The sequence below is a fragment of the Allobacillus salarius genome (assembly GCF_007559425.1).
In the GTDB taxonomy this organism is placed as follows: Bacteria; Bacillota; Bacilli; order Bacillales; family Alkalibacillaceae; genus Allobacillus; species Allobacillus salarius.
In genome coordinates this window covers 1-18,684 of the sequence record NZ_VMHE01000001.1, presented here as the reverse complement: position 1 = coordinate 18,684, position 18,684 = coordinate 1, and the positions used below count along the sequence as shown (strand labels likewise).

The window sequence follows — 18,684 nt, the reverse complement described above, 5'->3', positions numbered from 1 at the left end:
TTATCTTTTAATTTATAATAATCTTAATCTATCAAAGCTAGTAGAGTTTATCTACTAGCTTTTCATATTCTAGGGGGGTACATATGGCTAAGCAAAGCTTCATTCAAGCAGACGATTTGTTTCATATTTCGTCAGTTTCCGATCCACAATTCTCACCAGATGGAAACGAAGCGCTTTTCATCCGAACGGAGATAGATCAAGAAAAAAATACGTATGTCTCAAACTTGTATCATTGGGATCGAGCAACAAATGAGATCAATGCTTGGACTCATGGTAAAGATAGAGTCTCCGGTATCCAGTGGGGACCTAACGGAGAACATTTTCTATTTTTATCAACACGAAATGAAAAGAATCAAGTGTATTTGATGTCCAAAAATGGGGGAGAAGCAAAGCAGATTACCGAAGAAGAGAAAGGGGTAAATTCTGCGATTTTTTCACCTGATGGAAAAAAAGTAATTTATCATGTGTCTGCAAGTAAGGAAAACGACCAAGATGATGATGAGAAAAAAGATGAGAAAGATGAAAAAGATTTTCCGAAGCCTAAAGTCATTGAACGGATGAAATATAAAGCAGATGGTGTTGGGTTGTTAGAAGAAAGCTATCAACAAGTAAAACTACTTGATATTGATAGTGAAGAAGTGAATACATTGTTAAGTGGCCATCAAAACTTCAGTGTCATGGAATGGATGCCTGATGGTCAATCATTTTTCTATGTTACGGATGAAGAGAAAGACCAAGATTTTAACTTTAATATGAATCTTTATCGTTATGACATAGAAAGTAAACAATCCACTTTAATCGAAACAGAAGAGGGATATGTCGCTGGTTTACGTGTTTCGCCAAATGGAAAACAATTACTATTTGTGGAAATGGGACGAACTTACGAAAATGCAACACACACGGAACTATATCATTATGACTTAGAAACAGGGATTAAAACTTGCTTGACGGAAGGACTCGATGCACCTGTCGGAGATTTTGTCGTGGCTGATATTCAACAGCAACCTGTCTTGCAGTTAATTGTATGGGCTAGCGATCGCGACTTTTATTTTCCTGTTTCAACACAAGGAAACATCGTTCTTTATTATGGCAATGTCGATGGTGAGTTGTATCCAGCTTTACAAGATGACTTCCATATTTATGGGTTTGATGTGAATGGAGAAAACCAACAAGCATTATTAACGATTAGTACGCCTACAAGTCCAAGCGAGCTTTATTCTTTGGATATTCCAACGGGGAAGTTAGATCAAGTCACTCACTTTCACGATGCTTTTCTAGAAAAAACGACGGTCGTTGAACCTGAAGCCATTTCCTATACAAGTAAAGATGATTGGACCATTCACGGTTGGTTTATGAAACCGGCCGGCTACGAAGAGGGTAAAAAATACCCGATGATCGTCAATATTCATGGTGGGCCACACGCGTTTTACGCCAATACATTTTTCCATGAAATGCAATTATTAGCTGCGAAAGGCTATGCAGTCCTCTATGTAAACCCACGCGGAAGCCATAGTTATAGCCAAGAATTCGTCGATGCAGTACGAGGTGATTATGGAAATGGTGACTATGAAGATATTATGAATGGTGTCGATTATATTACGAATCAATATGATTGGATTGATCAAAATCGATTAGGCGTAACTGGTGGCAGTTATGGTGGTTTCATGACAAACTGGATTGTTGGTCATACAAATCGGTTTAAAGCAGCCGTTACACAGAGAAGTATATCCAACTGGATTAGTTTCCGCGGCGTCAGTGATATCGGTTACTATTTCAGCGATTGGCAAATCCAAGCTGAATTTTCGGATGTAGAAAAACTATGGAAACACTCACCGATCGCTTATGTCGATCAAATGGAAACTCCATTATTGATCATTCATAACGAAAATGATTTTCGTTGTCCAATCGAGCAAGCAGAACAATTGTTTATCGCTTTAAAATATCGTCAGCAAAAAACGAAATTTGTTCGTTTTCCTGAAGCTGACCATAATTTATCACGAACAGGGAAGCCCAACTTGCGTCTGGAAAGATTAAATCATATTGTCGGTTGGTTTGATGAACACTTAAAATAAACAAATGCAGCATTCCCGATCATTTCGAGAATGCTGCTTTTTTAGTTCCAGTTTTGATTGATAAATTCATCTCGACCAGATTTTTCACGATCTTTTAAATAATGTTCTTCGTTCTTTTTATAGAAGTATTGATGTCCTTCTTCAGCAGGATAAAAAGTGGTGGCTTCCAAAATCTCTGTAACAATCGGTTGACTAAATCGACCAGATTGTTCTAGATTACGTTTCGATTGTTCCGCCAAGTATTTTTGCTCTTCGTTCTGATAAAAGATCGCTGTACGATACTGGGGGCCACGATCATGAAACTGACCACCTGGATCTTGCGGATCAATTTGTTTCCAATAAAGGTCTAGAATAAATTCATACGAAATTTTGCTTGCATCAAACACAATTTCAACAGCTTCATAATGACCTGAGTTTCCTTCTTTCACTTGCTCGTATGTAGGATTTTCTACATGTCCGCCCGTATAACCAGAGGTGACAGAATAAACACCATCCCATTGATCAAATGGTTTTACCATACACCAAAAACATCCGCCGGCGAACACGGCTTTTTCTTTTTGCTCATCCATCTAGTAGCACTCCTTCCGTAACAATACTAAATTATAGCAGTTGAAAGGGCTTCGCAAAATAAAAAAGCCTTGAGTGCTCATGCACACCCAAGACTGATTCGTCATAATTTCCTTTTTCCTGTAATCAATTGAAAGACAAAAACAATTCCTGCGACAATTAATAATAAATGAATAAGACCACCAGCGACATCTAGTACAAAACCAATTAACCAGATCGCAAGTATAATTCCTACAATCCACCAAAGCATCTTCTTCACCTCATCATTCTTTTTGTTTATTAATAAAGTACCCTAGAGAGACCATATTCAAACTTCAGTCCTATCGAAATGTTTAATATTTGTTATAATGAAAATAAGTAAGAAAAAATAGGGGATGATGAGATGAAAGAAAAGTTACAAGCGTTGGTTAATAAAATGAATGAAGATCCAAGTGGATTAGATCATTTGTCCGCTACCTATAATTTTATATTAAACGATGGCGAAGCGTACTCTGTTGAATTTTTTGAACGTGGTGCCGAACTGAGCACAGAAGCAACTGAAAAGGCAAAATGTAGCTTACGACTGAAAGAAGAGAATTTACATAAATTAATCGATGGGCAACTGAATGCCACTTCAGCTTTTATGATGGGAAAAATAAAAGTCGATGGGAATATCGGCCTTGCGTTAAAGCTACAAAATGTACTGAATAATTATCGCTAACGTTTCAAGGTGAATGGGCGACTCAAGAAGTAAGGAGGTCAATAATGAAAAGAACGATTGTTTTATTTTTGACAATAATATTATTTTTGACAGCATGTACTGGGGAAGAGACGCAATATCCAAACCCAAACGAAACAGCTGATGCTTATATAGAGAAGTGGATGGAACATGACTTTGAAGAATTATACAAAAGCTATGTAAGTGAAGATACAAAGACAACTTTCTCTCATGAAGATTTCGTTGAGCGATATAATCATTTATACGAAGCTCTATCTGTTGATCAAGTTACTATCGAACGAACTGAACCGGTAGAAGAGCTGAAAAATGAAGATCTTGAAACAATGACGGAATATGACGTACCAATTCAAATATCATTCAACACATTAGCGGGACAAATTCAATATGAAAATACATTACAATTGACACGCCCGTTGAACGAAGACAAAGAAGATGAAAAAAGTGAAGAGGATCGTTGGTTTGTTGAATGGGATCCTTCATTCATCATGCCTGGCATGCAGGCAGAAGACGAGGTCCGATACCAAACGACACCGGCATCTCGCGGAGAAATATTGGACCGAAATGGCAATCTCATTGCCGCGAATGGTGAAGTGTATGAAGTAGGCGTAACACCTATGGATTTCAATGAAAATTCTCTTTCAGAATTAGCGAACATCTTGAATGTATCATCTTCGTCCATTAAAGAGAAATATACACAAAGTTGGGTCGATGAAAATCATTTTGTACCCGTAAAGAAATTTATGTTAGATGATGAAGAAATCGTGGAAAATGCCGTTGCGATTTCCGGTGTATCATCTCGTGTTGTTGTTGACCGGGTCTATCCATACAAGGACGTATTAGGGCACTTAACAGGATACATCGGACAAGTAACCGCTGAAGATTTGGAAGAGCTTGAAGGAAAAGGTTATTCATCAAGTGATATTGTTGGGAAAAGAGGACTGGAACAGTTATATGAAGATCAACTACGTGGTATAAACGGTGTTGAGCTTTATATCGAAAAACCAGATGGGTCCAAAACACCGATCGCTGTGCAGGAAGCAAAAGATGGTGAGGATATAACGGTTACCATTGATGCAGAACTTCAATCAAAATTATATTCGGTTTTGAAAGAAGAGAAGGGAACGGCTACAACAGTCGATCCAAAGACAGGAGAAGTAACGAGTTTAGTGAGTATGCCTAGTTTTGATCCAAATCGATTCGTTCACGGAATCACTGACGAAGAATACAGCAAGTTATCCGAAGACGCCAATCAGCCACTCATTAATCGTTTCTCTTCTACTTATTCACCTGGTTCAACCATGAAACTTTTAACGACGATTGCGGGATTAAATGCAGGAACACTTGATCCAAACGAGGCATTGAAAATAGAAGAGAAGCGCTGGCAAAAAGACGATTCTTGGGGTGATTTTAAAGTAACTCGTGTCAGCACAAATCATACCAATGTCGACTTGGAAACAGGGTTTAAACATTCTGATAACATTTACTTTGCTATGCAAGGATTAAAAATGGGTGGCGAAACATTCCGTAAAGAACTAGAATCATTAGGTTTTGCAGAGTCCATTCCATTTGCTTATCCAATGGCTACGTCGCAAATATCCAATAGCGGGGAATTTGGTTCTGAAGGTCAGTTGGCTGATTCTGCTTACGGTCAAGGAGAGGTTTTGATTAATATTGTTCACCTGTCATCCATTTATGGTGGGATTGCAAATGAAGGAAACGTCCAAAAGCCACTGTTGCTCAAATCAGAGTCCCCAGAGGTTTGGCTCAGTGAAATCACTACTGGCGAAAACATCGAACGCCTACAAGGTTTATTGAGAAAAGTTGTAACGGAAGGAACAGCAAAAGCTGCCGAAATCGATGGTAGAGAGATTGCTGGGAAAACAGGAACAGCTGAGTTAAAAGCTAGCCATGAGGATGAAAATGATGAGCAAAATGGTTTATTCATTTCATATGATCAAAATCAACCTGATTTTGTTTTAGGAATTCTCTTGGAAGGCGTGCAAGATAAAGGCGGAAGCGGATATGCCGTTAAAAAAGCAAAAATGTTTTATGAGAAAATGAGTCAATAATTTACAAAAGACTGTAAGGAGGCAATCGCTTCCTTACAGTCTTTTTGTGTTTAGTAACCTAATTCATTTAATAGTTCAATCAGTAAATCTGGTCGATCGGTCGTAATGCCATCAGCGCCTTTTTCAATTAATCTTCGCATATCTTTCGGATCATTAACTGTCCAATAGTGAAGGTTCATGCCTATTCGCTTTGCTCCTGTAACGATAGATTCTGTTGTTAGATCGAAACCACTTTCTGCTTGGGGAATTTGTATAGCCTCTACTTGTGGGCGATAAAAATTTTTAAGAAAAAACTTGTTGAAGATAACAAACTTCGTCACTTCATCTCTGCCACCTGACGTTACGACTCCAGGACCTGCCTGAGTTCGAAATCGATCGACTACTTCTTGGTCAAATGATCCGATAAGTACTTGTTCCCGCATTTCATATGTATTAATTAAATGAACTAATCTCTTAATAATAGAATCTATTTGATTGTCAGGGTTTGTATTTTTAATTTCTAATACAAAACGCATATTTGGAAACCGTTGAAATAATTCTTCGATGGTTATCAGCTGAATCCCTTGACCACGGTAAAGATGTTTTCCGTTTTTTTCAAAATAATAACCAGCATCCAATTGCTTCAATTCCTCTAACGTATAATCCACAACTCTACCAGTACCGTCTGTCGTTCGATCAACTGTCGGATCATGGATGGCAATTAAATACCCATCTTTGGATATATGTATATCTGTCTCAAGCACATCCGCTCCAAGTTCTGTTGCATGCTCAAAGGCGATCATCGTGTTAGAAGGCCTTAAATGCTCTCCACCTTGATGCGCAATAACTAATGGCTTGTCCCCATTTTCAAAGAAAGGGTGAGCTTTAACGTGATGAATTGGTAGGACATTCAAGAATATGTAGATTGCACCTAAAATCAACAATAATGTACTTAATGTTTTAAATGGATTGCGTTTTTCTTTTTCCAACTTGATATCCTCCTTAAAATTTAAAAAGCATATATTGTATGTCGATGTATACATTCGCCGAACAATGTTGAAAAAACACTAATAATGTTTAGTCGGCATTCTGGCAGGTAATATGTTAAATGAAACATTATTTTACGATAAAGGAGAGTGGGAAATTGGATAACGTTACAAATTCACTTGAGTCGATGTTAGACAAAATAATCCAAGCAATTCCGAATGTCATCTATGCACTATTACTTCTATTGTTAGCTTGGATTATCGCTAAAGGTGTTAAAGCCCTCATTACAAAGGTTTTTGTTAAAATGGGCTTTCACAAGGCAATTAGCAAAGCACCAATTATACAAAACAAAGAACAGGGAGAAGATATTCTCAATATTATCGGTAACATCGTTTACTACCTCATATTCATCCTATTCTTACCATCAATTCTTAATGCATTAGGGATGGATTCTGTATCCAAGCCGATAACAAACATGATGGATCAAATGCTATCCTTCATTCCGGACTTGATTGGGGCAGCAATCATTCTCGTATTAGGTGTATTTATTGCCAGACTTATTAAAGATTTAGTATTCAACTTCCTTCAAAGCCTACACATCGATGGTTGGTATCAAAAGTTAAATCCTGACTCACCAGGTGAGGCACCTAATCAATATGCCTTATCTAACGTATTGGCGAATGTCGTATACGTTCTAGTGTTGATTCCAGTCATTACAATGGCATTAGATGCTTTAAATATTAAGTCCATTACAGAACCAGCAACAGAAGTCTTAAATACCGTTCTAAATATGATTCCGAACATCTTTGTTGCAATTATACTAGTCGTATTAGGCTATTACATTGCGAAATTCGTCGGAAACCTACTATTTAGTGTACTCAAAGGGGCAGGCATCGACAGAATCTATCAAGCTGTTGGTGTAAGTGAAACTCAAGAGCCTTCCTTCGATTTATCAAGAGTACTCACAAACGTAGTTAAATTCATCATTGTTTTATTCTTTACCGTTGAGGCATTAAACGTTCTACAGTTAGAGGTACTGAATAACATTGGTAGTGCAATTCTTGTGTATCTACCACTATTAATAAGTGCACTATTGATCTTAGGTATTGGTTTCTTTATCGCAAACCTTTTAGACAAATGGATTCGTCGATACACTGGAAGCAAGGCTTCTGCGACAATCATTAAATATGTAGTCATTGTATTCGCTGTATTTATGACACTTGATCAGCTGAAATTTGCGACATCCATCGTGAACTTAGGCTTCTTATTAATCCTAGGTGGTTTAATGACTGCATTTGCAATTTCCTTTGGTATTGGCGGTAGAGAATTTGCCAAAAACCAATTAAGTAAAGCTGAAAAGAAATTAAATAAAGAGACACATCAAAATGAACCTGGTTCCAAAGATGAACCACCAACATTATAAACTAAAAAATCCGTCCACATAGTAGCCCAATAGGGCAGTGGACGGTTTTTTATGGTTAATATACATATTTTCAAACACAAGATTTAATGTTCTTTAATAAGGTTGCCACTTCACTTTTTTCGCCTGCTCCAATCGTTTAGATACTGAATCCCAACAAACAACGTTCCACCAATTGTCTACATATTCATCGCGTTTATTTTTGTACTGTAGATAATAAGCATGTTCCCATACATCTAACACAAGTAACGGAATGACATCCCACTGCGTTAGGACTTGATGTTTTTCTGATTGTAAGATCTCTAACCGGTGCGAACGGGGAGACCAAACAAGAATTGCCCATCCAACACCTTCCACATTTTTAGCCGCTTCAGAAAAGTGTTTTTTAAATGATTCAAAGCTATGGAAAGATTGTTTGATCCACTTCATTAATTCTCCTTTAGGTTTTCCGCCACCTTTCGGATTCATAATGTCCCAGAAAATCGTATGCAAATAGTGACCTGCTCCATGAAAAGCGGCTTCTCGTTCCCAATGCTTAATCAGTTCATAATCATCATTCCTTCTTGCTTTCTTCATCTCTTTTTCAGCTTTATTCAACCCATCAACATAGCCTTGATGATGCTTTTGATGATGTAGCTTCATGATTTCACTATCGATATATGGTTCCAAAGCATCGTAAGGATAGGGGAGGGGAGGAAGTTTATGCTCTCCTATAGGTACGATCTCTGACGTTTCTTCCGAAGATTTCTTTGAATTCGATTTCTTTTCCACCTTAGATTTCTGTTCATTTTTCTTGGAATTTGAATGCAGGATTGATCGATATCCATTATATAGAGCAGATGCTTCTTTCTGTAGGTCATTCATTAAATCTTTGTACAGTGCTTGTGGGGTGTTTTTATAATAATTCACATCAGTCATTAGCTTGTTAAGCTGCTTCTGAATGGTTGGGAGAGTTTCGTTATCGAAAACGATACTCGGATTTTTATCCAACTTATGCATTGTATGCTGAAATTGTTCGAGCCACTTTTCCATATCTTCTACATATTGATAAAGCGAGTTGCGTTCATCCATAATTCATACCTCCTTATGTCATCGTTTTATTGTATGTATGACATAGGTAAATGGTTATTAGGAGAACAATCACTCCTATTATGTAGGAACAGGAGCGATTGCCCATAATTATTTATTATCCCGATCCTCATCGTCAATGAGTGGGTCAATTTCTTCTGATACCTCTGTTTGTAAATTGTATCGCCCAGGATTTACGTTGTTTTCTTCTTCTATTTGTGTTTGAACCGAACTGTGAAAGAACGCTTCAAACAAAGTAACTCCAATCGCAGATAGTAAACTTGCCGTAAATAAGTTACTGTCAAACGCGAATGCATCCACTAAAAAGTAAACCAATCCAAAGCTCATTACAAAGTCAACAACCGATGCAACAATATTATTCGTCCGAGGCAATATAACCAAATCACCAATTAAGTAAGAGGCAATGGAAAGAATTAATGTGACCCAGACTACATTCATGAAATTCACGCCGAAAATGACGTTAAGAATGATATATAGTAAAACTAACATCGCAACAAATTTACTTAGAATTAAACTAAAATGACTCATGTAGCTAACCTCTTTTCAATGATTTACCTATAGCTTTTGAAATTTAAGAGAAGTTATTCTTTCCAGATGTTTGATTAGAAGTTACTTTAGTTGATCAGGAGATTGCGGTGTATAGGTATTTTGTTTCATTTCATCAAATATATTTGACGTTTGTTGAAGGTTATTTCGATTTTGTTGAACTTGCAAACCTGTATATAGACTCATTAATTCCTTAAATTCTCCTACAGTCAATGGTCTTGCATCCGGATACAATTCATAGCCGAGCTGTCCATTCGGTTCAAGTGTCGCTGTTTTCACATCACTAAGCCGATTGATTCCTTGTTGACGCAATCGCATTTCCAATTGATCAACAGTAAAACGTAATTTTTTCATATTTTTCGTTTTTAATTCACCTTGCTCAATTACAATTTTTGATTTACCTGTTATGAAATTTTCCATAAAATTAAATTTAACTTGTAAATACTCCATAATGATTAACGCCAATATAAACATTGATGCTGCCAATAATGTACGCCAAACACTTGATTCAACAATAGGTTGAATTATGATTGAACCAATTGAAATCATGACAACTGTTTGAGCGAGTGACATTTGTGATATGGATTTTCTGCCGGCAAAACGCAACAAAAATAATCCTGCAACAACCATCAGAAGCGATTCCCAAACAACAACCATTCAACCACCTACTTTTCTATTCTTGTATATATTTTGGATGTACAAGCGCATCTTATACCAATTGAATTAGATAGTAATAATCTTAATTTTCTTATTAAGCAATTGCACAATATGTTTTGATTCCTTATACTTTTAGTAAGATGAAAACGACAAAAATCGATAATGTTTAGGAGCTTTTTGATGAATATACTGAAAAACATCTTATTATTCATGATCACTTCCTTGTTATTTTATAGTAGTCCTATTTATGCAGACGAAGATGAGGTTGAATTATATAGTGAATCAGCGATTTTAATGGATGCCAACTCTGGTGTTATTCTTTATGAAAAGCAAAAAGATAAAGAAATGTACCCGGCGAGCATTACCAAAATCATTAGTGGATTACTGGCGATTAAAGAAGGCAATTTAGACGACATCGTCACCGTTAGTCAAAATGCACGAGAAGCAGAAGGGACACGTGTTTATTTAGAGGAAGGGGAAGAGGTAACATTAAAAAAGCTTGTCCAAGGATTGCTCATTAATTCTGGAAATGATGCTGGAATTGCTATCGCTGAACATCTCGATGGATCAGAGGAAGCTTTTGCTAAACGAATGACTGATTTTGTTCGAAATGAAGTAGGAGTTACCAATACTACGTTCAAAAACCCTCATGGACTACCGGACCCTGACCATGTAACAACAGCTTATGATATGGCATTAATTACTGCTTATGCAATGGAGAATCAAACATTCCGGGAAATTGTTGGAACAAGGGAATTAAAGTGGGTAGGTGAAAGTTGGGATACAACACTACGAAACCATCACCAACTCGTTTTACAACGAGACGACGTGACAGGTGTGAAAAACGGGTACACAGATGATGCTGGATTTACTCTGTCAACAACCGCTGAGGATGATGGAATTGAGTTAGTCATAGTCACACTTAATGCGGAACATCCTAGACACGCTTATATGGATACCGAGCGATTAATTGAATATGGATATCAATATCAAACAGAAACAATTTCATCCGGTGAGGAATTCACAGATGAAGAAGGTGAGCAGTACGTTTTAGATGAAGCACTCACTTTTACCGTAAAAAAGGGACAAGATTGGACAACCGAGATTGCGACAGACGGGCTTTTATCAATTAGAAATGAAGCTGATGAATCCATTTTTGAATATCAATTTCCAACAGAGGAAATCACAACTGATGATAAACCAGTTTACGGTTCAACAGCAGGAGGGAAGGCCAACCCGAATCCAAAAGATTCTGACGGTCCCGGATTATTGCGAATCATTATGTACACTTTACTCTTTAGCAGCATTCTGATCATTGCTAGTTTGTTTTTTATACGATTTAAAAAGAAAAGAACAATTAAGCAAGAACAAACCCCAATCGTTATCGAAACGTATAAAGATCATCGTCCTTGGCGGAAAAATTGGTGAGTGGAGAAGGCATGGGTTTTAATCGGTTAGTACATCTCGTTAAACGGTTATAGGTCGTTAAAAACAATAACGATTTTGTCATAATAACTTAATATCCTAAATCGTTATTTCTAATTCTGAACGGGAAAATTAGAAGTAACATCACATAAATGAGGTGAAGGATTATGGCAAATAACAATCCAACTGTTCATACAGTGCCAAATGGAAGTGAGTGGAAAAACGTTCAGAACGGAAAGACGATAGATCTTTATGATACAAAAGGGTTAGCAGTTGACGCAGGACGTGAGAAAGCCCGAAAAGATGAGACTGAACACGTCATTCATAATCGTAATGGTGAAATTAGCGATTCAAACAGCTATGGAAACGATCCATTTCCACCTAGAGGGTAGTAACAAGATTATCCAGCCTAATAAATGACAAGCACATGGACTCCTATAAATAAATAGGAGTCCTATCTTATTAAAAATAGCGAATGAGACAAGAAATACTTTTGCCAGATTTTATTTGATGTTATGATAAAAGAAGTTAGGACAAATATACGTCATTTCAGCAAGGTAGGTGTAACAAAATGGGATTTAGTCAAATTGGTATACCAGGATTAATTTTGATTGTCATTTTATTATTAGTTATATTTGGACCGAAAAAGTTACCTGAATTCGGCAAAGCGGCCGGTCAAACGTTGAAAGAATTCAAGAAGTCCACGAATGATTTAATGAGTGAACATGATAAAGATGAAAAAGGTGAAACAGAAGAAGAACAGTCCACTAAGAATGTCGAACAAAAAACAGACAACCATTCATAAAATAGACTTTGATCATACAAAGCGAGTATATAGGCTACCTAATTACAATTTTACCATTATTGCAAAAAGAGAGCGGGGATTTTAATTTCTGCTCTCTTTTTTGTGTTTGTTAATATTTACCATATAAGATAGAATAAAAAATACAAATCATTTTTTTGGGGGGGACTATATGGTTAAAAAGATTCTTATGGGGGTTGTTTTGGTTATATCTTCTATTGGATTCATTGTTGCACTTATACTAGGGATTTTATTTCTATTGGAGTTCGAGTACCATACATTTTAATCATCGCAGGGGAGGTATTAAATGTTTAAGGGATTAGCAAGGTTCGTCGCTGTTTTTTTATCAGTCATAGCCATAGCAGGGGGATTGGTTTTTGGTGCGTTTTTATGGATAGATTCACAGGAAGAACCGACAGGAAGTGTTTCTGCTGATTCGCAAGAGGATTCGCAGGTCTCCGATCGTGTAGAGGAAAAAGATGAACAAGTTGAAGTTTTGAAAGAGGAATCGATTAAACAGAATGATGATATGAAAAAAGATGACAAACCGTTCTCGAATATTTATGAGTGGGATGATGATACAGTTCAAACACTTATTCATCGTATGAGCCATCAAAAAGTGAAGGCGGATGAGAAAAGAGGATTTATCCTCATGACTGATGAAAAAATCAATACGTTGTTGGAAAAAATCGAATATCAAGGACTAGAACATGAAGATACTTATAGAGAGATTTTAGAGGAATGGAAACAGGGAGATTTTTCAAACGTAGTTGAACATCATAATACGATATGGGAGTTACAGGATGGAAAAGTAGGAAAAGCTCATGGGAGATTAAGTGAACACGAAGAGCAGGCATATATTAGTGCTTATGCGAATCCACCGATGGAAAAAGGAAAAGGAAAATCATTTTTGAATGCTGATGAATTTATGCTTTATATTGATTCAACTTCAAGTAAAATGATGAGCGATTCCGAGTATGATTCAATTGATGATTTTATCGCACAAGCGAAAAAGGATGTTGATAGAGGTATCGGTGCTGATTATGAAACACAGATAGAGATAGGCAACCACATCGCTCGATATGGGGTGCATTTCTTCTCATCGACTGGCGAACAGATTCGAGTATATTTGAAAGGGTTAGTGAGAGAGGCAATGCCGTTTCATGAAGATTCGGAGCGTTTATCTGATGAAGAACGAAAGAAAGAATTTAGAGAGTTATATGAGTTAGTAAATAAATATGATGAATATTAATCTTTTAATATTACCGGATTTGCAAGATTGGAGATCCTTATATGAAGATGTTGCGATGTTAGTTAATGCGCAAAAGGAAGGTATGAGTCAGAAAGTTTTAATGAGATAGATCTTGAGAAACAGCATGATAATAACTTAACGACGATAAAAGGACAGTTTAGTTCGCTGTCCTTAATAACTCTCAATTTTAGTTTACATAATATATATTATCGGAAGTTAACGTTTAAATGAATAAAAGCAGCCATTTCCTAAGTTTCCCTTAATCACTATCTCTTTTTATATGTTTCTTTCTTAGAATTTCCGTAACCGAAATCCCGATTACAATGTAAAACACCATTAGCCATAATTTTGTATTTTCTTCCATAGGTATGTCTGTTAAAAATAATACAGCAGCTACTATTACACCAATCACAAAAAATGAACCTCGGTATATCCCTTTTTTCATTTTAAAACCTCCTTTTGAAGTTTTCGGATCGAAGTTCAACCCGTCTACTTCGAAGTAAAAAAGAAACTCTCACACATTAATTCAACCGACTTCGACATTCATCTGAGTTCGTTCTGCAATAAATTCATATACATACGTATTTGACAAATATTCATTAATCAGCAAAGATATAAGTAATAAAATTCAGATAATTGAGGTGATTGTATGCTAACGATTAATTGGTTTGATTTTATTACGCCGACAACGCCCTTTGCATCTATCATTTTCGGTCTCGTATTCACGTTGATCATTGGTTTGCTCGTTTGGTTGGATACGAAAGAAATGAAAATGACGTCTATAGTCATTGCTAGTTCTTTAATGGTTGTATTTACTGGCGTATTTTTATTGAATGCAATCGGATTCTATGGATAAACCTCCTCCCCCTCTCGATGAGTCTTTCCTTCTCAACATTGCACATCTAAGTTATAATTAATTTATATTCAGAATATTCAACACTGTAATTCAGGAGGGGTTTTGTGACAAAAGCAGTTTGGAATCCAAGTTCAGATTATGTAAAAAACACACGCTTATACCGTTTTATGCAGCGGTTTGATCATGAGAACTATGATGAGTTTTTTCGTGAAAGCATACAAGATATCGGACGATTTTGGGGCGAAGTTGACCTTGAGTTAAACTTGCAATGGTTTGAGCCTTATCAAAGTGTCTTAAATCTTGAAAACGGTACCAAATACCCGAAGTGGTTCGACGGCGGCAAAATGAATGTTGCTTATAACGCCCTTGATCGCTTTGCAAATGATGTAGAAACGCAAAATAATCAAGCAATTATTTGGGAAGGCGATAATGGAGAAGTGATCACGTATACGTATAAAGATCTTCAAGACCAAGTGAATCAAGTTGCCAACGGATTGGTCGCTCAAGGTGCTAAATTTGGAGATCGATTTACAATATTTATGCCGATGATTCCGGAAACGGTCATTGCGATGCTCGCCATTTCAAAAATTGGCGCTATCTTTTGTCCTGCATTTTCCGGCTATAAGTCTGAAGCGATTGCTACAAGAATCAATGCAGCTCAGGCAAGGTATTTAATCACTGCCGACGGCTTTCATCGTGGTGGTAAACAAATCAATTTAAAAGATGAAGCTGATCAAGCAGTAGCCGACTCCCCTTCCATTGAGAAGGTCTTTGTCGTACGCCGAACAAATGAAGAAGTTTCGAGGGATGCGGACAGAGATGTTGATTGGGAGCAATTAAAAACGTTAGATACTCATTTCGAAAGTGTTCATACAAATGGTGATGACCCTTATATGATCATTTTCACTTCTGGTACAACGGGTAAACCAAAAGGAACATTGCATACACATCATGGATTCCCAGTTAAGGCAGCATTTGATGCGGGCGTCATGATGGATGTCACTGAACAAGATAATATTTTCTGGTATACGGATATGGGCTGGATGATGGGTCCTTTCTTAGTCTATGGTGGGCTAATGAATGGAGCGACCATCACTGTTTTCGAAGGTACGCCTACTTATCCAGAACCTAGTCGGATTTGGGAATTAGTTGAAAAGCATCAAGTGACTCATTTAGGAATCTCTCCTACTTTAATTCGTACGTTAATGACAATGGACGAATCGTATGCGACAAAGCATGATTTATCAACCTTAAAAATGGTCGGATCGACAGGTGAACCTTGGAATGACGAGCCATGGATGTGGCTATTTGAAAAGGTTCTAAATCGTAAAGTGCCGATTATCAACTACTCAGGTGGTACGGAAATTTCCGGAGGTATCTTGACGAATGTACTCGTAAAACCAATCGCTCCGATAGCTTTTAATGCTGCTGTTCCTGGCATGGACGTAGATATTTATGATGAAAATGGCCAATCGGTAAAAAATGAAGTCGGTGAATTGGTCATTAAACAACCGTGGGTAGGTATGACGAAAGGGTTTTATCAAGATAATGAACGCTATGAAAATACCTATTGGAATCGTTACCCTGATACATGGTGTCATGGCGATTGGGTCATTTACGATGAAGAAGGATTTTATACGATTACTGGGCGCTCTGATGACACGTTGAATGTTGCTGGTAAAAGAATCGGTCCAGCTGAATTAGAGTCCATTTATGTCGAACATGAAGCTGTTGTCGAAGCCGGTGTAATCGGTGTCCCACATGAGGTGAAAGGTGAATCTCCTGTTGCCTTCGTCGTTATTAAAGATCAAAACAAACCTGAAAGCGAATTGATTGAAGAGCTAACAAACCATGCCATTAATCGGTTGGGTAAAGCGATAGCACCACGTGAAGTATATATCGTTGAGGATTTACCAAAAACACGCAATGCGAAAGTGATGCGTCGAGCGATTCGAACAGCATATCTTGGCGAAGATGCGGGTGACTTATCTGCTTTGGAAAATCCTGAATCAGTCAATCAAATTCGAAATTTAAATACAGTAAAATAAAAGTTAAAGTCCACGATTAAGTGGGCTTTTCCAGTGTAGGTGATAAAAAATGAATCAACAGAAACGATTAAGAGACTACGGGATTACGATTGGACAGATGGAACCAGGGAAAAAGAATGCGATTACAGACGTAAAAGGTGTACGAGTAGGTCATTCGACAATCGATGAAGGAGCTATTCAAACAGGAGTAACGTCCATCCTTCCCCATTCCGGAAATCTATTTCAGGAAAAAGTCATTGGTGCATCTCATGTGATTAATGGGTTCGGAAAAACAATGGGACTAACCCAGTTAGATGAGCTTGGCACAATCGAAACTCCAATCCTACTGACAAACACTTTAAGCGCCGGACTAACTGCGAATTATTTAATTGATTATATGCTTGAATCAAATCCCGAAATTGGCCGCACGACCGGAACGATCAATCCGATTGTCGGTGAATGCAATGACATGATCTTAAATGATATCCGCCAGAAAGCGATATCGAGACAAGACGTTTTCGATGCAATCGACAATGCAAAAGATTACGTTGAAGAAGGTGCTGTAGGTGCTGGTAGAGGAATGGTTTGTTATTCCTTAAAAGGTGGTATTGGCACATCATCAAGAAAATTATACATTGGAGAAAATCAATACACATTAGGTATCTTAGTTTTATCAAACTTCGGCACTCTAACTGATTTGACGATTGATGGCCGGCCGATTGGAATAGAATTAGAAAAACATATAAATGCTTCAAAGTCACCTGACAAAGGTTCTATTATGATTGTTCTAGCAACAGATCTTCCGTTGCTCGATCGACAGCTGAAGCGTATTCTAAAGCGAACGGTTACGGGTCTCGCCAGAACGGGTTCAATCATTGGTCATGGAAGCGGTGATATTGCAATCGGCTTTTCGACAGCAACAACAGTACCCCATTCTTCAGCTCATGAACCATTATCCTTTTCGTTCATCCATGAAGAATTGCTAGAAGATGCTTTTCGAGCTGCCGGCGAAGCTACGGAAGAAGCTATATTAAACTCATTAATCACAGCTGACACCGTAACAGGCAGAGAAGGGAACACACGTTACGGAATCATTGATCTTTTAAATAAATATGGAATGAACTTATAATGAAAGACAGTTTATTGATCTAAATCCAGTGGTTGTCCGCCCTCGATTGTACCTTTTTCGTACCCTTCTTGAAACCAGGTACGTCGTTGTTCGGCTGTTCCATGTGTGAAACTATCGGGGACGACATACCCTTGGGTCCGTTTTTGGATCGTGTCATCTCCAACAGCAGAAGCTGCGTTCAATGCCTCTTGAATGTCTCCTTGTTCCAAATAACCTAAATCTTCAACATGATGCGCCCAAACACCAGCATAATAGTCCGCTTGTAGTTCGAATCGAACGGAATACTCATTGAATTTATTTTGACTTAGTTCCTGTCGTAATTGATTTAATTTTTTACTTTTACCAAGCAATGTTTGTACGTGGTGACCAACTTCATGCGCGACAACATATGCCATTGCAAAATCACCCGATGCATTGAAGTCAGTTTTTAGCTGGTTATAGAAACTTAGGTCAATATATAGCTTTTGATCACCAGGACAATAAAACGGGCCTACTGCAGAGCTCGAAAATCCACAGGCTGTTTGAACTGCCTCCGTATACAGTACTAATGTCGGCTCCTTATAAGTCATGCCATTTTCTTCGAATCGTTCAGACCAGACTGCTTCTGTATCATTTAACACAACGGAAACGAAATCTGCAAGTTCTTCATCTTCTTTTGATTCAGTATATGGCACGGTTGTAGATTGCTGTTCTCCTTGTATGCCTAGCAGTTGCTCTAATATCATCATCGGATTCCCTGTAATGAGAGCAAATACTACTATAATAATGAGACCTGCTCCACCTAACCCTGCAATACCTTTACGAGATACCTTTTGACCGCGACGATCTTCTACATTGCTACTCTGCTTCCTTCCTCGCCATTTCACTTGTAAATCCCTCGCTTTTCTATGTTCTGTTAATCACTTCCCTTTTATATAATTAGATATTCCTCAACATATATCCATTTATATTAAGACGTCGAACATATTCAGCGGAGCAAAAATTAAAGTATGTAAAAAATACGATTATTGAATAAATCGAGTAGGAGGAGGTAGTTAACCTCCGACCTCTCACACCACCGTACGTACGGTTCCGTATACGGCGGTTCAA

Annotated in this window: 19 protein-coding genes; 11 read left to right on the top strand and 8 right to left on the bottom strand. The window is 37.6% G+C overall.

Going from position 1 to position 18,684, the window contains the following annotated elements:
• Positions 1-83: 83 nt before the first annotated feature.
• Entirely contained in the window at positions 84-2,072 is a 1,989-nt protein-coding gene (locus FPQ13_RS00095) for a S9 family peptidase (RefSeq protein ID WP_144087265.1), read from the top strand.
• A gap of 41 nt (positions 2,073-2,113) precedes the next feature.
• On the opposite strand, the gene msrA is transcribed toward FPQ13_RS00095, so the two are convergent.
• Positions 2,114-2,641, bottom strand: coding sequence for a peptide-methionine (S)-S-oxide reductase MsrA (gene msrA / locus FPQ13_RS00090; RefSeq protein WP_144087264.1), 528 nt, complete (start codon positions 2,639-2,641; stop codon positions 2,114-2,116).
• A gap of 101 nt (positions 2,642-2,742) precedes the next feature.
• Complete coding sequence (locus tag FPQ13_RS00085; RefSeq protein ID WP_186279490.1) at positions 2,743-2,889, bottom strand: lmo0937 family membrane protein; 147 nt, start codon at positions 2,887-2,889, stop codon at positions 2,743-2,745.
• Between the two features lie 132 nt (positions 2,890-3,021).
• On the opposite strand from FPQ13_RS00085, the gene FPQ13_RS00080 reads away from it, so the two are divergent.
• Entirely contained in the window at positions 3,022-3,339 is a 318-nt protein-coding gene (locus tag FPQ13_RS00080) for an SCP2 sterol-binding domain-containing protein (protein ID WP_144087262.1), read from the top strand.
• A gap of 44 nt (positions 3,340-3,383) precedes the next feature.
• Positions 3,384-5,426 carry a penicillin-binding transpeptidase domain-containing protein gene (locus tag FPQ13_RS00075; protein ID WP_144087261.1) on the top strand — a complete coding sequence of 681 codons (2,043 nt, stop codon included), beginning with the start codon at positions 3,384-3,386 and terminating at the stop codon, positions 5,424-5,426.
• A gap of 50 nt (positions 5,427-5,476) precedes the next feature.
• Here the strand turns inward: FPQ13_RS00075 and FPQ13_RS00070 are convergent, their stop codons facing one another.
• Entirely contained in the window at positions 5,477-6,394 is a 918-nt protein-coding gene (locus FPQ13_RS00070) for a glycerophosphodiester phosphodiesterase family protein (RefSeq protein WP_144087260.1), read from the bottom strand.
• 155 nt (positions 6,395-6,549) lie between these two features.
• Here FPQ13_RS00070 and FPQ13_RS00065 point away from each other — a divergent pair, with 155 nt between their 5' ends.
• Positions 6,550-7,815: a mechanosensitive ion channel gene (locus FPQ13_RS00065; RefSeq protein ID WP_144087259.1), complete on the top strand. Its 1,266-nt coding sequence runs from the start codon at positions 6,550-6,552 to the stop codon at positions 7,813-7,815.
• 93 nt (positions 7,816-7,908) lie between these two features.
• Here the strand turns inward: FPQ13_RS00065 and FPQ13_RS00060 are convergent, their stop codons facing one another.
• The 3 genes from FPQ13_RS00060 to FPQ13_RS00050 form a co-directional block, all read right to left on the bottom strand.
• Positions 7,909-8,883 (bottom strand): superoxide dismutase, encoded by a 975-nt coding sequence (locus tag FPQ13_RS00060; protein ID WP_186279489.1) that lies wholly within the window; start codon positions 8,881-8,883, stop codon positions 7,909-7,911.
• A 108-nt stretch (positions 8,884-8,991) separates the two neighbouring features.
• Positions 8,992-9,429, bottom strand: coding sequence for a YndM family protein (locus FPQ13_RS00055; RefSeq protein ID WP_144087258.1), 438 nt, complete (start codon positions 9,427-9,429; stop codon positions 8,992-8,994).
• Between the two features lie 81 nt (positions 9,430-9,510).
• Positions 9,511-10,104, bottom strand: coding sequence for a DUF421 domain-containing protein (locus FPQ13_RS00050; protein WP_144087257.1), 594 nt, complete (start codon positions 10,102-10,104; stop codon positions 9,511-9,513).
• 180 nt (positions 10,105-10,284) lie between these two features.
• Between FPQ13_RS00050 and FPQ13_RS00045 the strand changes: the two genes are divergently transcribed.
• From FPQ13_RS00045 to FPQ13_RS00030, 4 genes are all read left to right on the top strand, one after another.
• Positions 10,285-11,532, top strand: coding sequence for a D-alanyl-D-alanine carboxypeptidase family protein (locus FPQ13_RS00045; protein WP_246065279.1), 1,248 nt, complete (start codon positions 10,285-10,287; stop codon positions 11,530-11,532).
• A 164-nt stretch (positions 11,533-11,696) separates the two neighbouring features.
• Positions 11,697-11,921, top strand: coding sequence for a DUF2188 domain-containing protein (locus tag FPQ13_RS00040; RefSeq protein ID WP_144087255.1), 225 nt, complete (start codon positions 11,697-11,699; stop codon positions 11,919-11,921).
• 179 nt (positions 11,922-12,100) lie between these two features.
• Positions 12,101-12,334: a twin-arginine translocase TatA/TatE family subunit gene (gene tatA / locus FPQ13_RS00035; RefSeq protein WP_144087254.1), complete on the top strand. Its 234-nt coding sequence runs from the start codon at positions 12,101-12,103 to the stop codon at positions 12,332-12,334.
• Between the two features lie 304 nt (positions 12,335-12,638).
• The gene (locus tag FPQ13_RS00030) at positions 12,639-13,583 is read left to right on the top strand and encodes a DUF6241 domain-containing protein (RefSeq protein WP_144087253.1); all 945 of its coding nucleotides are present in this window, start codon (positions 12,639-12,641) and stop codon (positions 13,581-13,583) included.
• A gap of 259 nt (positions 13,584-13,842) precedes the next feature.
• Here FPQ13_RS00030 and FPQ13_RS00025 read toward each other — a convergent pair whose 3' ends face one another.
• On the bottom strand, positions 13,843-14,028 hold the full coding sequence (locus tag FPQ13_RS00025; protein ID WP_144087252.1) for a hypothetical protein: 186 nt from the start codon (positions 14,026-14,028) through the stop codon (positions 13,843-13,845).
• A gap of 204 nt (positions 14,029-14,232) precedes the next feature.
• Between FPQ13_RS00025 and FPQ13_RS00020 the strand changes: the two genes are divergently transcribed.
• The 3 genes from FPQ13_RS00020 to FPQ13_RS00010 all read left to right on the top strand — a co-directional run bounded on the left by FPQ13_RS00020 (position 14,233) and on the right by FPQ13_RS00010 (position 17,595).
• On the top strand, positions 14,233-14,439 hold the full coding sequence (locus FPQ13_RS00020; protein ID WP_144087251.1) for a hypothetical protein: 207 nt from the start codon (positions 14,233-14,235) through the stop codon (positions 14,437-14,439).
• A 104-nt stretch (positions 14,440-14,543) separates the two neighbouring features.
• Complete coding sequence (locus tag FPQ13_RS00015) at positions 14,544-16,487, top strand: AMP-binding protein (RefSeq protein ID WP_246065277.1); 1,944 nt, start codon at positions 14,544-14,546, stop codon at positions 16,485-16,487.
• A 49-nt stretch (positions 16,488-16,536) separates the two neighbouring features.
• Entirely contained in the window at positions 16,537-17,595 is a 1,059-nt protein-coding gene (locus FPQ13_RS00010; protein ID WP_144087250.1) for a DmpA family aminopeptidase, read from the top strand.
• Positions 17,596-17,606: 11 nt separating this feature from the next.
• On the opposite strand, the gene ypfJ is transcribed toward FPQ13_RS00010, so the two are convergent.
• Positions 17,607-18,461, bottom strand: a complete 855-nt coding sequence (ypfJ, locus tag FPQ13_RS00005) for a KPN_02809 family neutral zinc metallopeptidase (RefSeq protein ID WP_144087249.1) — start codon at positions 18,459-18,461, stop codon at positions 17,607-17,609.
• Between the last annotated feature and the right edge of the window lie 223 nt (positions 18,462-18,684).

Excerpts from the sequence above, each read along its gene's own strand:
- FPQ13_RS00045 (WP_246065279.1), top strand. The coding sequence starts at position 10,285 with ATGAATATACTGAAAAACATCTTATTATTCATGATCACTTCCTTGTTA.
- FPQ13_RS00085 (WP_186279490.1), bottom strand. The coding sequence starts at position 2,889 with ATGCTTTGGTGGATTGTAGGAATTATACTTGCGATCTGGTTAATTGGT.
- FPQ13_RS00050 (WP_144087257.1), bottom strand. The coding sequence starts at position 10,104 with ATGGTTGTTGTTTGGGAATCGCTTCTGATGGTTGTTGCAGGATTATTT.
- FPQ13_RS00095 (WP_144087265.1), top strand. The coding sequence starts at position 84 with ATGGCTAAGCAAAGCTTCATTCAAGCAGACGATTTGTTTCATATTTCG.
- FPQ13_RS00040 (WP_144087255.1), top strand. The coding sequence starts at position 11,697 with ATGGCAAATAACAATCCAACTGTTCATACAGTGCCAAATGGAAGTGAG.
- FPQ13_RS00025 (WP_144087252.1), bottom strand. The coding sequence starts at position 14,028 with ATGAAAAAAGGGATATACCGAGGTTCATTTTTTGTGATTGGTGTAATA.
- FPQ13_RS00010 (WP_144087250.1), top strand. The coding sequence starts at position 16,537 with ATGAATCAACAGAAACGATTAAGAGACTACGGGATTACGATTGGACAG.
- FPQ13_RS00030 (WP_144087253.1), top strand. The coding sequence starts at position 12,639 with ATGTTTAAGGGATTAGCAAGGTTCGTCGCTGTTTTTTTATCAGTCATA.
- FPQ13_RS00020 (WP_144087251.1), top strand. The coding sequence starts at position 14,233 with ATGCTAACGATTAATTGGTTTGATTTTATTACGCCGACAACGCCCTTT.
- msrA (WP_144087264.1), bottom strand. The coding sequence starts at position 2,641 with ATGGATGAGCAAAAAGAAAAAGCCGTGTTCGCCGGCGGATGTTTTTGG.
- FPQ13_RS00055 (WP_144087258.1), bottom strand. The coding sequence starts at position 9,429 with ATGAGTCATTTTAGTTTAATTCTAAGTAAATTTGTTGCGATGTTAGTT.
- tatA (WP_144087254.1), top strand. The coding sequence starts at position 12,101 with ATGGGATTTAGTCAAATTGGTATACCAGGATTAATTTTGATTGTCATT.
- FPQ13_RS00060 (WP_186279489.1), bottom strand. The coding sequence starts at position 8,883 with ATGGATGAACGCAACTCGCTTTATCAATATGTAGAAGATATGGAAAAG.
- FPQ13_RS00080 (WP_144087262.1), top strand. The coding sequence starts at position 3,022 with ATGAAAGAAAAGTTACAAGCGTTGGTTAATAAAATGAATGAAGATCCA.
- FPQ13_RS00075 (WP_144087261.1), top strand. The coding sequence starts at position 3,384 with ATGAAAAGAACGATTGTTTTATTTTTGACAATAATATTATTTTTGACA.